This window comes from Kitasatospora sp. DSM 101779 (genome assembly GCF_025655475.1).
GTDB lineage: Bacteria > Actinomycetota > Actinomycetes > Streptomycetales > Streptomycetaceae > Kitasatospora.
Map to the genome: position 1 here is coordinate 1,977,801 of NZ_JAHTIK010000001.1, position 12,757 is coordinate 1,990,557.

Here is a 12,757-nt window from a genome sequence, read left to right on the forward strand (position 1 = left end):
CCTCTCGTTCCAGGATGCTCCTCCCCCAGGGCCGCGGCACGGCCCGGTCACCAGGCGAAGGCCGCCGCCGGGTTGTCGGTGAGCACGAGGGCGGCCAGCTCGGGGCCGAGCCGGGGGCGCAGCCGGTGCAGCAGGTATGGCATGCCGGGGTTGCCGCGGGCGGCGGCGGTGGTGGTGTCGCCGCCGAGCAGCAGGCGGTGGGCGTGGCCGGCGTCGGCGAGGGCGTGCAGGCAGTCCAGCAGGCGGTGGTCGGTGGCGTGGTTGGCGCGGGAGGGGCCGTCGAAGGCGAGGTAGGCGCCGGAGGCGGCGAGTTCGCGGTGCAGGCCGAGGTCGGGGAAGCGGTTGAGGTGGCCGAGGAGCACGCGGTGCGGCGGGACTCCGAGGCGGTCGCAGAGCAGTTCCAGGACATCCTGGGCGCCGGTGCCGAGTTCGTGGTGGACGGCGATCGGGGCGCCGGTGGCGTGGTGCGCCTCGGCGGCGGCGGTCATCGTCCACCGGGCGTGGGCGTCGAGGCCGTGGTAGCCGCCGGCGACCTTGATCAGTCCGGCCCGGTCGTGGAGTTCGGCGGTGAACAGGGCGGCCGGGTCGAGCCGGCGCAGCGCGTCGGGGTCGTCGTAGTGGGCGGCCTGGTGCAGGCCGGTGGCGGCGACCAGGTGGAGGCCGGTGGTCTCGGCGAGCTCGACGAGGTCGTCGATGCGGCGGCCGAGCCCGTACGGCGTCCACTGGACGACGGCGCCGCCGCCGAGGGCGGCGAAGGCGCGCAGTTCGTCCTCGGCGGCGGCCGGGTCGTCGAGTTCCTGTCCGGGCAGCAGGGCGCTGCGCAGGAAGAGGTGGTCGTGGCTGTTGGTGGTGCCGAGCCGTTCGGGCGGGACGGGGCCGAGCACGGTGTGCACGGCCGGGGAGCGGTCCGCGGTCATCTCAGTCCTTGGCCAGCAGGTGGAGTTCGGGTCGCGACAGGTGCAGCACACGGTAGGCGGTGCAGTGCCCCTCGGCGGGCGTTCCGGGCGGGGTGTCGGCCCAGAGGGCGAAGTGGACGAGTTCCCAGCGGGCCGGGTCGAGGGCGACGGCGGCGGTGTGCAGGCCGGGTGCGTCGCCGAGGGCGGCGAGGGCGCGGGCGGTCTCCTCGCCGGGGTCGGTGCCGGGCGGCAGCGACCGGGTGGTGCGGGTGGCGGTGGTGGGCGGGGTGTCCGCGGCGGGGCCGGCGTGGAGTCCGGCGCCGATCCAGTGCCGGACGGCGGGGCGGCCGAAGTCGGCGCTGAGGCCGCGGAAGCCCCGGCCGGTGAGGAAGTCGGCCATGCCGGCGGCGGTGCGCCACAGGTAGAAGGGGGCGTAGGCGTTGACCGGGGAGCCGAGGGTGCCGATCTCGCGGACCAGGTAGGCCTTGAGCCCGAGGCCGGGGAAGGCGTCCGTCCACTGGCCGCGGGTGGCGACCCGGTGGTGGACGATGCCCATGTCGTAGTCGGCGGGCAGGGTGATCTCGTACTGCATGGCCTGCACGGGTGATCCCCCGGTCTAGGCGGGGCGCAGCAGCGCGAGTGCGCCGCGGACGGCCTGGTGGAAGGGTTCGGGGTCGCCGGCGGCGCGGGCGAGGACGTAGCCGCCCTGGACGACGGCGACGATCGCGGCGGCGGTGTCGGCGGGGTCTCCACAGCCTGCGCCGGGGGCGAGTTCGCCGGCGGCGACGCCCTCGGCGACCACCTCGGCGATCCGGCCGCGCAGCCAGGCGAAGGTCTCCTCGACGGGCGCGCGCAGCCGGGGGTCGGCGACGACCTCCGGGTCCTGTGCCATCCGGCCGATCCGGCAGCCGCGCAGGACCTCGCGCTCGCGCTGCAGGTAGCCGGCGATCCGCTGGTACGCGGTGCCGGGGGCGGCGAGGCGCTCCTCGGCGAGGGCGCGCAGCTGTTCGGCGCTGCGGGCGAGGGCGGCTGCGGCAAGGTCCGACTTGCCGTGGAAGTGGTGGTACATGCTGCCCTGGCCGGCGCCGGCGCGCTGCTGGATGGCGCGCGGGCTGGTGCCGACGTAGCCGCGTTCCCAGAGGAGCTCCTGGGTGCTCTCGATCAGGCGGTCCTGGGTGCTCATGGATGCGACTGTACATACTAGTAGGTACAGACTCAAGCGGCGAGCGTACGAACGACCGGGCGCCGCTCCCCCGTGGGAGCGGCGCCCGGTGCGGTGCGGTCTCAGGCGGGGACGCGCTCCGGCTCGGCGGCTGCGGTGGCGGCCGCATCGGCCACCGGTGCGGGCCAGCGGCGGGCCAGCGGGGCGGGCAGCCACCAGTTGAACCGGCCGAGCAGGGTCATCGTCGCGGGGACGAGCACCAGCCGGACGACCGTGGCGTCGATGAGCACCGCGACGGCCATGCCGACGCCCATCATCTTCACGGTGATGTCCGGGTCGATCGCGAAGCCGGTGAAGACGGCCACCATGATGGCGGCCGCGCTGCTGATGACCCGTCCGGTCGCGGACAGGCCGCGCACCACCGAACCCCGGGCGTCACCGGTGGCCAGCCAGTCCTCCCGGACACGGTCGAGCAGGAAGACCTCGTAGTCCATGGAGAGGCCGAACAGCACGGTGAACATCAGGATCGGCACCCAGCTGGAGACGGGCACCTCGTGCGGCAGGCCGAGCGCCCGGGCGCCGCTGTCGGACTGGAACACCGCGGTCATCACGCCGTAGGCGGCGGCCACCGAGAGCAGGTTCATCGCCGCGGCCTTGACCGCGATGACCGGCGCCCGGAACAGCACGGTGAGCAGGATCAGCGAGAGCGCGACCACCACCGGCACGACCACCCACAGCCGGGCGGAGAGCCGGTCCGAGATGTCGGAGAAGACGGCGACGGTGCCGGTGATCTCGGCGCCCTCCGGCAGCACGTCGGCGCGCAGCGACTTCAGCAGCCGGGCGGTGCGCTCGTCCTGCGGGCCGGTGGCGGGGGTCACGGTGACCACGGCCGCGTCGTGCGCCCGGTTGACCAGCGGCGGCTGCACGGCGGCGACGCCCGGCCGGGCCTTCAGGGTGTCCAGCAGCGCCGGCAGCTTCTCCTGCGGCAGCTTCTTCAGGTCGACGGCGACGACCAGCGGCCCGTTGGCGCCGGGCCCGAAGGCGTCGGCGGTGAGGTCGTACGCCTTGCGCGTGGTGCTGGACGCCGCCTGGCTGCCCGCGTCCTGCGGCCAGGTGCGCATGTGCAGCATCGGGGCGGCGAGCGCCAGCAGCACCGCCAGCGAGCCGAGCGCGGCCGCGACCGGACGGCGGCCGATCAGCCGGGCCCAGCGTTCGGTGCGGGTCGGGCCGGCCTGGGTGCGGCGCTGCGGCTCGCGGCGCTCGGCGCGGCGCAGCAGCCGGTCGCCGGCGAGCGAGCAGAGCGCGGGCACGAGGGTCAGCGCGGCCAGCATCACGGCGCCGACCACCGCGAAGGTGGCGTAGCCGAACGAGGAGTAGGTGGGCAGACCGGCCAGCTTCAGGCCGAACAGGGCGACCAGCACGGTGGAGCCGGCCACCACCACGGAGGCACCGGCGGTGGCGGTCGCCTCGGCGGCGGCCTGCTGCTTCGTCAGGCCCTTGCGCAGGCCCTCGACATGGCGGCTGACCAGCAGCAGGGCGTAGTCGATGCCGACGCCGAGACCGACCATCGAGGCCACCGTCGGCGCGGTCGGGCTGATGTCGGTGACGGCGGAGAGCAGCGTGGTGAGGCCGGTGCCGAGGCCGAGGCCGGCCAGGGCGACGACCAGCGGCAGGCCGGCCGAGACCACCGTGCCGAGCGCGATCACCAGGATCACCAGGGCGGCGCCCATGCCGATCATCTCTGCGGCGCCGTTCGGCGCGGTGAAGTTCTCCGGCAGCTGTCCGCCGAACTCGACCTGCAGCCCGGACTGCTCGGTGGGCTTCGCCGCCTCGCGCAGCGCGTCCAGGCCCGCGGAGCCCTTGAAGTCGGTGACGGGGACGGAGTAGTCGACGGTGAGCAGGGCGGTGTCGCCGCGGGCGGACAGCACCGGCTGCGCCACCGAGGACACCTTGGGCAGGGCGGCGAGGCGATCGCGCAGCGCCGTCAGCCGGTCGGCGGGCACCGGCCCGCCGTGGCGGTCGTGGACGACGACCCGGGCGTTCGCCCCGGACATCTCCGGGAAGCGCTCCTTCAACAGGTCGGCGCCCGCGGTGGAGCGGGTACCGGGGACGCGGTAGTCGTCGTGCGGGGTGCCGCCGAAGGCGGCGGCCAGGCCGAGGGCGAGGCCCAGCAGCAGCACCCATCCGAGGACGGTGCGCCAGGGCCGGGCGGCGGATGCGCCGCCGAGGCGGCCGAGCAGGGTAGACATCGTCGGGGCCTTTCGGCAGTCCGGTGGTCGATACCCGTTCAGCCTGCGGGGTGCCGCTTGGAGCCCACTTGGTGCCGGGCGACGGCCTCCTCGTCCGGCACGGCCGGCAGCCCGTGCAGGGCGGCCAGCGCCTCCGACTCCCAGAGCGGGGACTCCCACCGGCGGGCCACCTCCGCGGCCTGCGCGAAGTAGTCGGCGGCCTCCTCCGTCCGGCCGAGCATCCGGGCCAGCTCGCCGAGTGCCTGCGCGACCGGCCGCAGCGCGACGGAGGTCGACGCCGCACCGGCCACCAGGCCGCGCAGCGGCCGCAGTTCGGTGATCAGCTCGGCTGCCTCGGCCCGCTCGTCCAGGGCGACCACCGCGGCGGCGCGCAGCACGAGGAAGAAGGAGCGGTAGTAGTCGGGCTGGACGGGCAGCCGCACGGCCCGGGCCGCCCGGGCCTCCTCGGTGCGGCCGAGCGCGGCGAGGGCCAGCGCCTCCACGTCGGCGACCAGGCGCCCGTACAGCGCGGAGACGGCGCGCAGCCGGGGCAGTTCACCGCCGATCCGGCCCTCCCGGACGGCGATGGTCAGGTCGGCGAGCGCGCCGAAGCCCTCGGCGTGCACCGAGGCCCTGGCGGTCAGCCCGGCGACGGCCTGCCGGTACAGCTCGGCGGCGTCCGCGGTGCGGCCGGCGGCGAGTTCGAGCATCCCGCGGTGGCAGAGGCCGACGTCGACGAGTTCCAGCAGGCCGTACCGCTCGGCGATGACCGCGGCCGCCGCGATGTGGCGGCGCAGCGCGGGCAGGTCGCCGGCGACCGCGGCGGCCGTGGCGTACAGCTGCTCGGCCTGCCAGCGGTAGGCCGGCAGGTCGTGCCGGCGGGCGAGCGCGGCGAGCTCGTCGGCGATCCCGGCCCGCTGCGGGGCGCCGAGTTCGAAGTCGCAGATCCGGGCGGACGCGGCCAGCGCGAGCGCCAGCAGCCGGGGGTCGCCCTCGGCGCGGGCGATGGCGAGCGCCTCGTCGGCGGCCGCGGTGCCGATCGGCTCCCCCGCACAGTTGCACTCGTGGGTGAGGGCGTCCAGCAGCCGGCAGCGGGTCGCGGGCGGCAGGTCGGTGCGGCGCAGCAGCCGCTGCAGGGTCTCCACGGCCCGGTCGTCGTAGCTGCCGTAGGGGTGGGCGACCCACGGGGTGGGTTCGGTCCAGGCCGTCCAGGCCTCGATCTCCAGGTCCTCCCGGCCGGTCTCCTCTGCGAGGGCGACGGCCCGGGCCCGGGTGGCGGTGGCGGCGGAGATCGCCCCGGCCCGGACCTGCGCCCGCAGCAGCGCGCCGAGCAGGGCGATCCGGCGCGCGGGCCGGTCGTCGCCGTCGTCCGGCACCCGGTCCAGGTTGTCGAGTGCCTGCTGCAGCAGGTCCGCGCAGGTCTGGTGGGCGTAGCGGCGCTCGGCGGCCTCGGCGGCGCGGACACAGGCGTCGACGGCCCGCCGGGCGGTGGCGGAGGAGGCGGCGGCCGTCCAGTGGTGGGCCAGCGCGGCGAGCCGGTCCGGCCGCAGGGCGCACAGCGCCTCGGCGAACCGGCCGTGCAGCCGGGCCCGGCGCAGCCCGCTGAGGTCGCCGTACAGGGTGTCGCGGACGAGCGCGTGCGCGAACCGGACGGCCCCGGGTCGGGGTTCGGTGAGAAGCCCGCCCGCGACGGCCGCCTCCAGCGCGTCCAGCATGCCCTCCTCGTCGGCGCCGGAGGCGTGCACCAGCAGTTCCACCTCGGTCTCCCGGCCGGCGACCGCGGCCAGCCGCAGCGCCTCGACGGTGGCCGGCGGCAGCCGGTCGAACCGCCGCCGCAGCACGTCCCGGACGCCCTGCGGGACCTCCTGGACGGCCACCAGCGCGCCCTCCCCGGCCAGCAGATGGGCGCTCTCCACCAGGTAGAACGGGTTGCCGCCGGTGCGTTCGGCGAGCGCGCGGACGGTGTCCGGGTCGACGGGGGCGTCGCAGACCGCGCCGATCAGGGTGCCGGCCTCGGCCGCGTCCAGACCGCCGAGCGCGATCCGGTACGGCGAGCAGCGGGCGAAGGTACCGAGCAGATCGGTGAGCCGGCCCTCGCCGGGGCGGTGCGCGCACACCAGCAGCAGCCGCTCGGGGCCGCGCACCGCGGCGAGTTCGGCAGCCAGCGCACGGGTCTCCTGGTCGGCGGCGTGCAGGTCGTCGATGATCACCGCGACGGGGGCCTGCTCGGTCGCGGCCTCCAGCCAGCGGACGACCGCCCGGTGCAGCCGGAAGCGGCCGGTCAGGGCGTCCCGTCGGCGGGTCGGGTCGTCCTCGCCGAGCAGCGGGGCCAGTTCGGCCGCGGTCACGGCGTTCGGCGGGTGCTGCCGGGCGAGCTCGCGCAGCGCCTCCGTCCACGCCCAGGCCGGCGGGGCGCCCTCCGTCTCCGGGCACCGCCCGGTGGCCACCAGCCAGCCGCTGCGACGCAGTTCACCGCTCAGCCGGGCGAGCAGGGTGGACTTGCCGGCACCGGCCTCGCCGGAGACGAGCACCACCGACCGGCCGCCGGGGGCGGTGGCGGCCGTCGCCGCCTCGCGCAGCGTGCGCTGCTCGGCCTCCCGGCCGACGAACGGCAGGTCGGGCGGGCCGTTGCCGCAGCCCTGTCCGGCGGCGCAGGGCGAGCCGGACGGGACCGCCGGGGGCAGGTCGGCGGCCGGGGTCGGCACGGCGAGCAGGTCCGTCCGCTGCCGGAGGATCGCCGACTCCAGCTCGGCCAGCGCCGGGCCCGGATCCAGGCCGAGTTCGGCGGTGAGCACGGTGCGGGCGCGGCGCAGCGCGTCCAGCGCCTCGGCCTGCCGGCCGGCGCCCCACAGCGCCCGGGCCAGCAGCCGCCAGCCCTCCTCGCGCAGCGGGTGCTCCTCGGTCAGCGCCAGCGCGGCGGCCGCCGCCTCGCCGGCCCGGCCCTCGTCCAGGGCCGCCCCCACGGCGGACTCCCGCGCGGCCAGCCGCAGTTCGCCGAGGCGGGCGATCTCGGCGGCGGCCCACGGCTCGTCGGCGAACTCGGCGAAGGCGCTGCCCCGCCAGAGCGCCAGCGCCTCGTCGAACAGCCGGGAGACCGGGTGCCCGAGCCGCTCCGCGGCCTGCCCGGCGAACGGCTGGAGACCGCGGGCGTCCCGCAGCCGGTGCTCGAAGTCCCAGGCGTCGACGCCGGACGCGGGCAGCGCCAGGGCGTAGCCGGGGGCACGGGTGACCAGCAGCCGGGAGGGCTCGCGCGGCCCGCGTTCGGGTTCGAGCAGGCGCCGCAGATTGGAGACGTACGCCTGCAGGGAGGCGGCGGCCTTGGCCGGGGGGCGGCCCTGCCACAGGTCGTCGATCAGCCGGTCCACCGGGACGACGGCGCCACGGGCCACCAGCAGCCGGGCGAGCACACCGCGCTGCCGCGGGCCGCCGAGGCCGACCGTCGCCCCCGCCACCTGCGCCGTCAACGTGCCCAGCACCGATATCCGCACCATCGTGCAGCGAGCCTATGCGATGGCTCCAAGTGGACTCCAAGCGGATGCCGGCAGTACCTCAGGGGCGCCCCTGCCGGTGCTTTATGTCAGCTGCGGAGCAGGACTGCCGAGAGGGGGACGAAGCCGCCCCCGGTGCCCTCGGTGTCGTCTCCGGCGGTGCGGCGGAGCATGGCGAGGGCGATGCGTTCGCCCTGGGCCTTGGCGCGGTCGGCGGTGGGGCCGGAGTGGAGGCCGTCGACGGAGGCCTGCCAGAGCTGGACCCAGCGGCCGAAGTGGGCGGCCGTGAGCGGGCGCTGTCGGTGGAGGCCGAGGTGCGGGGCGAAGGCGTTGCGGCGGTACTCGCCGCTCCGCAGCAGGGCGCTCGCCCAGAAGTCGGTGATGTGCGGGAGGTGGGTCTCCAGGTCGAGCCGGGCGACCTCGGTGAAGTGCGGGCCGATCAGCGGGTCGGCGAAGGCTGCGGCGTAGAAGCGCCGCAGCAGCGGCTCCAGGTCGGCGCGGTCGGTGATGTCGGGACGCGGCACCGGCGGGCTCCTCTCCGTGCGGCCCGGCGGCCCGTCCGGCCGCCGCGGCCAGGCTACGCCGCGGGTGCCCGGTTCCGGCAGGGTCGTTCGTCCCTGCCACCGGGCGCCACCTGGCAGGATGCCGGTATGACCTATCTCCCCTCGGACGACCGCTACGCGTCCATGACCTACCGGCGGGCGGGGCGCAGCGGTGTGCAGCTGCCGGCCGTGTCGCTCGGCCTGTGGCACAACTTCGGTGACTCGCAGCCGCTGGAGGTGCAGCGCGCGGTGCTGCGCCGGGCCTTCGACCGCGGTGTGACCCACTTCGACCTGGCGAACAACTACGGCCCGCCGTACGGCAGTGCCGAGCGCAACTTCGGTTACCTGTTCGCGCAGGACTTCAAGCCGTACCGGGACGAGTTGTTCATCGCGTCCAAGGCGGGCTACGACATGTGGCCGGGCCCGTACGGCGACGGCGGCTCGCGCAAGTACCTGCTGTCCAGTCTCGACCAGTCGCTGGGCCGGATGGGCCTGGACTACGTCGACGTCTTCTACTCGCACCGCTACGACCCCACGACTCCGCTGGAGGAGACGATGGGGGCGCTGGACCGGGCGGTGCGCTCGGGCAGGGCGCTGTACGCGGCGATCTCCAACTATCCGGCCGAGCAGCACCGCGAGGCGGTGGAGATCCTGCGCGGCATGGGCACGCCGGTGCTGATGAACCAGATCAGCTACTCGATCCTGAACCGCACCCCCGAGGACGGGCTGCTGGACGCGATCGGCGAGACCCAGACCAGCATGATCGCCTTCTCGCCGCTGGCCCAGGGGCTGCTGACCGACCGCTACCTGTCGGGCGAGGTGCCGGCCGGTTCGCGGATGTCGGTCGGCCACTTCCTGCGCGAGGAGGCGCTGACCGGGCAGAAGCTGGAGCAGCTGCGGGCGCTGAACAAGGTCGCCGAGCAGCGCGGCCAGACCCTCGCCCAGCTGGCGCTGTCCTGGGTGCTGCGGGACGAGCGGGTGGTCTCGGTGATCATCGGTGCGTCGAGCGTCGCCCAGCTCGACCAGAACCTCGACGCGCTCAAGGCCGGTCCGCTGACCGCCGAGGAGCTCGCCGAGATCGACCGGCTCAGCCGCTGAGCCCGCGGGCCCGGCCGGCCTGCGCCGTCGGTCGTGCCACCGGCCGGGGTCGGACGCGTACCGCGTCCGGCCCCGGCCGTCGTGCTGCTGCGCCCGTTCAGACGGCGGGCGCGTACTTGTAGCCGACCCGGCGGACGGTGACGATGCTGTCGCGGTGCGCCGCGCCGAGCTTGCGCCGCAGCCGGGCGACGTGGACGTCCACGGTGCGGCCGTCGCCGACGTGGCCGTAGCCCCAGACGGCGGTGACCAGGTGGTCGCGGGTGTGCACCCGGTGCGGGTGCTCGGTGAGGTGGGCGAGCAGCTCGAACTCCAGGTAGGTGAGGTCGAGCTGGACGCCGTCGACGTGGGCGGTGCGCCGGTCGGTGTCGACGCTGATGCCGTGCGCGGGCGGCCGGGTGGCCGCGGGCCGCGGCTCCTCGGCCTGCGCGGGGGCGGCGGGCACGGGGGCCGGCGCGGCCTGGTCGGCGGGGACGAGCAGCAGGTAGCCGACCAGCGGGTGCCCGGCGGAGGCGCCGAGCTCGGCGCCGTACCGGTCGAGCAGGCCCTGCGGCAGGGCGGACGGCGGCAGCGCGACCACGGTGGCGCCTTCCGGCAGGCCGGCGGGCAGCAGTGCGGCGGGCCGGGCGACGGGCTGCCGGTCGGGCGCCGGCTGGGTCCGCTGCGGAGCTGCGGCCGTGGTGGTGTGCGGGGCGGCGGTGGTGCTCGGGTACCAGCGCTCGGCGCCGCCGGGGACGGCGGCCACGGAGCGGACGGCCCGCAGGTGCGGGGTGGCGGCGGTGACGGTACGGGTGGCCGTGGAGGTGGAGGACATGGTGGGCTCTCTTCGCGCGGGACGGATTCGGGTGGTCGTCGTCTGCGCGTCGGGCCTTGCGCGGAGGTGGTGCTGACGGTCGGTCAGTCCACCGCAAGGGCGGGACGCGCGCTAGGCGGTCCGACAGGTCTGGTCGAAGAGGTGCGGCTGGCGGGACGGCCAGAACGGTTCGAGCTCAAGGCGGAACGGGTCCACGGTCGGGTCTCCGGGTGGGCGCAGGGCGGAAGGCGCCGGGCAGCCGTCGAGGACGCGGCCCGGCCGGGGATTCGGGGACGGGGTCGGCGCCGGGCGGGCCCGGGCCGGTGGGGGTCCGTCAGTGACAGCAGGCGCTGCACACCAGCGCCTGGTCGATGTGGCGGCGTACGGTGAGCGCCGGCACGGCGGGGGCGGGCAGGACCGTGCAGCGCAACGCGTCTGCGGTCATGTCGACTGCCTCCTCCCCCGGGGCACGGCGCGGGCTGCGCAGCGTGCAACGGGTAAGAGCCTTCCACGGCAGGAGGGCCGCAGGCAACCCCGATGACCCGACCGTCCGCCAGCCGGGACATACCCGTCCCACCATGCGGACACTGCGCCGGAACGGCCTGGTGACGGGGCGTCCGGCCGAACGGCCCGTCAGCCGCGGGCGGCGCCCATGGGGTCGAGGCCGGCCTGCGCGGCGGCGTGCTCGACCAGCCGGATCAGCAGCTCCTTGCCGTCCTCTCGGCTGCGCGCGTCGCAGAGCAGCACCGGGATGCCGGGATCGAGGTCGAGGGCGGCGCGGACGTCCTCCGGCGCGTACACCTCGGTGCCCTCGAAACAGTTGACGGCGACCACGAAGGGGATGCGGCGCTGCTCGAAGAAGTCCACCGAGGGGAAGGAGTCGGCGAGCCGCCGGGTGTCGGCGAGCACCACCGCGCCGAGCGCGCCCTGTGCCAGCTCGTCCCAGACGAACCAGAACCGGTCCTGGCCGGGGGTGCCGAACAGGTAGAGCGCGAGGCCGGGCCGCAGGTCGATCCGGCCGAAGTCCATGGCGACGGTGGTGCTGCGCTTGGCCTCGACCCCGGCGGTGTCGTCGACCGGGCGGCCGCGCTCGCTGAGGAGCTCCTCGGTGCGCAGCGGGCGGATCTCGCTGACCGCCCCGACCAGGGTGGTCTTGCCGGCGCCGAAGCCGCCGGCGACCAGGATCTTCAGGGCCACGGAGGAGAAGAGGGCGGAGCGGGTGTCCGCCGGGGCGTCAGAGTGCGCGGAGGCCATTGATCACGTCTCGCAGGAGTTGCTCGTCGGGTCGATGGGCGAGTGCCACGGGCCGGGTGACGGTGATCAGCCCGGCGTCGTTGAGGTCGCCGAGCAGCACCCGGACGACGCTGACCGGCAGGTCGCAGTAGGAGCCGAGCTCGGCGACGCTCAACGGTTGGTCGCGGCAGAGCGCCAGCAGGCCGTGGTGGGTGGCGTCGAGGGCGGGCTCGTGCTCGGCCCGGCCCCCGGCGTCCGTGGCGCGCACCAGGGAGATGAGGTCGAACAGGCCTTCGTCGACCGGTCTGGCCGCCCGTCCCCTGGTCATCGAGAACAGCCGCACCACCGGCCCCGCCTCGTCGTCGAACCAGCGGTCCTCCGCGGCGCTGCGCGGCGTGAAGAGGTCGATCTCCGGCTCGGTGTCGTAGGGGTCGTCGTACGGGTCCTCGTACGGCCCGTCCTGCGGTGCGTCGTCCTCGGCGGCCATCCCGTCGCTCATCTCCCTTGCGGGGCGGACTCGGTGCGCGGCTCGGAGGCCAGGTGCTCGCCGACCCGCTTCACCAGCAGCGCCATCTCGTAGGCGATCTGGCCGACGTCGGACTCGGCGTCGCTGAGCACGGCCAGGCAGCTGCCGTCGCCGGCCGCGGTGATGAAGAGGAAGGCCTCGTCGAGTTCCACCATGGTCTGGCGGACCCCGCCGACCCGGAAGTGCCGGCCGGCGCCCTTGGCCAGGCTGTGGAAACCGGAGGCGACGGCCGCGAGGTGCTCGGCGTCCTCGCGGGCGAGGCCGCTGGAGACGCCGGTCGCCAGACCGTCGCTGGACAGGATCACCGCATGCCTCAGGGTCGCGACGCGGCCCACCAGGTCGTCCAGGAGCCAGTTCAGGTCTCCGGACGGCTGTGTCGTTGCGGTCATTTCTCGGTTCCTTCCGCTGGGGCGGGTGGTGCGGGTGGTACGGGGTTTCCTTGGCGTACGGGGTACAGCTGGGGCCGCGGGCGCGCGGCCGGCAGAGCAGGTGGGACGGGTGCAGAGGGTAGCGCCACCCGGGGCGGTACGGGACCCCCGACCCGCGGCTTGGCGGACAGCGGTGGTTCGGGGGTGTCGGGCAGGTCCGGCACCACGGTCAGCGAAGCTGGCTGCAGGCGGTCGCCGCGGCCGCGGGCGAAGCCGCGCTGGAAGGAGGCGAAGGCGGCCCGGGCCTCCTCCGGCGAGCGCTCGCGCACGGGGTCGGCGGCGGGCGGCTCGCCCTCCTGCCGCAGCTGGGGCGCCAGGCTGGCCTGCCGGACGCGCTTGGGCAGCAGGCCGCCGGCGACCGGCGCG

Annotated in this window: 11 protein-coding genes and 1 pseudogene; 1 reads left to right on the top strand and 11 read right to left on the bottom strand. The window is 75.7% G+C overall.

Annotated features, from left to right (window positions below; all coding sequences use genetic code 11):
- Positions 1 to 47 precede the first annotated feature (47 nt).
- The 6 genes from KSNIM_RS09195 to KSNIM_RS09220 all read right to left on the bottom strand — a co-directional run bounded on the left by KSNIM_RS09195 (position 48) and on the right by KSNIM_RS09220 (position 8,298).
- Positions 48 to 917, bottom strand: a complete 870-nt coding sequence (locus KSNIM_RS09195) for a phosphotriesterase (RefSeq protein ID WP_263102733.1) — start codon at positions 915 to 917, stop codon at positions 48 to 50.
- Position 918: 1 nt separating this feature from the next.
- Entirely contained in the window at positions 919 to 1,497 is a 579-nt protein-coding gene (locus tag KSNIM_RS09200; RefSeq protein WP_263102734.1) for a DUF4865 family protein, read from the bottom strand.
- Between the two features lie 15 nt (positions 1,498 to 1,512).
- Positions 1,513 to 2,079 carry a TetR/AcrR family transcriptional regulator gene (locus KSNIM_RS09205; RefSeq protein WP_263102735.1) on the bottom strand — a complete coding sequence of 189 codons (567 nt, stop codon included), beginning with the start codon at positions 2,077 to 2,079 and terminating at the stop codon, positions 1,513 to 1,515.
- 101 nt (positions 2,080 to 2,180) lie between these two features.
- Positions 2,181 to 4,307 (bottom strand): MMPL family transporter, encoded by a 2,127-nt coding sequence (locus KSNIM_RS09210; protein ID WP_263102736.1) that lies wholly within the window; start codon positions 4,305 to 4,307, stop codon positions 2,181 to 2,183.
- 38 nt (positions 4,308 to 4,345) lie between these two features.
- Positions 4,346 to 7,777, bottom strand: a complete 3,432-nt coding sequence (locus KSNIM_RS09215) for an AfsR/SARP family transcriptional regulator (RefSeq protein WP_263102737.1) — start codon at positions 7,775 to 7,777, stop codon at positions 4,346 to 4,348.
- 86 nt (positions 7,778 to 7,863) lie between these two features.
- On the bottom strand, positions 7,864 to 8,298 hold the full coding sequence (locus KSNIM_RS09220; RefSeq protein ID WP_263102738.1) for a group III truncated hemoglobin: 435 nt from the start codon (positions 8,296 to 8,298) through the stop codon (positions 7,864 to 7,866).
- Positions 8,299 to 8,424: 126 nt separating this feature from the next.
- Between KSNIM_RS09220 and KSNIM_RS09225 the strand changes: the two genes are divergently transcribed.
- Positions 8,425 to 9,414: an aldo/keto reductase gene (locus tag KSNIM_RS09225; protein WP_263102739.1), complete on the top strand. Its 990-nt coding sequence runs from the start codon at positions 8,425 to 8,427 to the stop codon at positions 9,412 to 9,414.
- Positions 9,415 to 9,511: 97 nt separating this feature from the next.
- On the opposite strand, the gene KSNIM_RS09230 is transcribed toward KSNIM_RS09225, so the two are convergent.
- The 5 genes and pseudogenes from KSNIM_RS09230 to KSNIM_RS09250 form a co-directional block, all read right to left on the bottom strand.
- Positions 9,512 to 10,225: a winged helix-turn-helix domain-containing protein gene (locus KSNIM_RS09230; protein WP_263102740.1), complete on the bottom strand. Its 714-nt coding sequence runs from the start codon at positions 10,223 to 10,225 to the stop codon at positions 9,512 to 9,514.
- Positions 10,226 to 10,837: 612 nt separating this feature from the next.
- Positions 10,838 to 11,458, bottom strand: a complete 621-nt coding sequence (locus KSNIM_RS09235) for a GTP-binding protein (protein WP_263102741.1) — start codon at positions 11,456 to 11,458, stop codon at positions 10,838 to 10,840.
- Positions 11,439 to 11,936, bottom strand: coding sequence for a DUF742 domain-containing protein (locus KSNIM_RS09240; protein WP_263102742.1), 498 nt, complete (start codon positions 11,934 to 11,936; stop codon positions 11,439 to 11,441). The genes KSNIM_RS09235 and KSNIM_RS09240 overlap by 20 nt, the downstream gene beginning before the upstream one ends.
- Entirely contained in the window at positions 11,933 to 12,352 is a 420-nt protein-coding gene (locus KSNIM_RS09245) for a roadblock/LC7 domain-containing protein (protein WP_030265537.1), read from the bottom strand. The genes KSNIM_RS09240 and KSNIM_RS09245 overlap by 4 nt, the downstream gene beginning before the upstream one ends.
- A pseudogene (locus tag KSNIM_RS09250) lies at positions 12,349 to 12,757 on the bottom strand (hypothetical protein); the annotation flags it as partial. The gene KSNIM_RS09245 and the pseudogene KSNIM_RS09250, both read right to left, overlap by 4 nt.

Bases quoted from the DNA above. Each gene is read 5' to 3' on its own strand.
- KSNIM_RS09195 (WP_263102733.1), bottom strand. From the start codon at position 917: ATGACCGCGGACCGCTCCCCGGCCGTGCACACCGTGCTCGGCCCCGTC.
- KSNIM_RS09205 (WP_263102735.1), bottom strand. From the start codon at position 2,079: ATGAGCACCCAGGACCGCCTGATCGAGAGCACCCAGGAGCTCCTCTGG.
- KSNIM_RS09210 (WP_263102736.1), bottom strand. From the start codon at position 4,307: ATGTCTACCCTGCTCGGCCGCCTCGGCGGCGCATCCGCCGCCCGGCCC.
- KSNIM_RS09215 (WP_263102737.1), bottom strand. From the start codon at position 7,777: ATGGTGCGGATATCGGTGCTGGGCACGTTGACGGCGCAGGTGGCGGGG.
- KSNIM_RS09225 (WP_263102739.1), top strand. From the start codon at position 8,425: ATGACCTATCTCCCCTCGGACGACCGCTACGCGTCCATGACCTACCGG.
- KSNIM_RS09230 (WP_263102740.1), bottom strand. From the start codon at position 10,225: ATGTCCTCCACCTCCACGGCCACCCGTACCGTCACCGCCGCCACCCCG.
- KSNIM_RS09235 (WP_263102741.1), bottom strand. From the start codon at position 11,458: ATGGCCTCCGCGCACTCTGACGCCCCGGCGGACACCCGCTCCGCCCTC.
- KSNIM_RS09240 (WP_263102742.1), bottom strand. From the start codon at position 11,936: ATGAGCGACGGGATGGCCGCCGAGGACGACGCACCGCAGGACGGGCCG.
- KSNIM_RS09245 (WP_030265537.1), bottom strand. From the start codon at position 12,352: ATGACCGCAACGACACAGCCGTCCGGAGACCTGAACTGGCTCCTGGAC.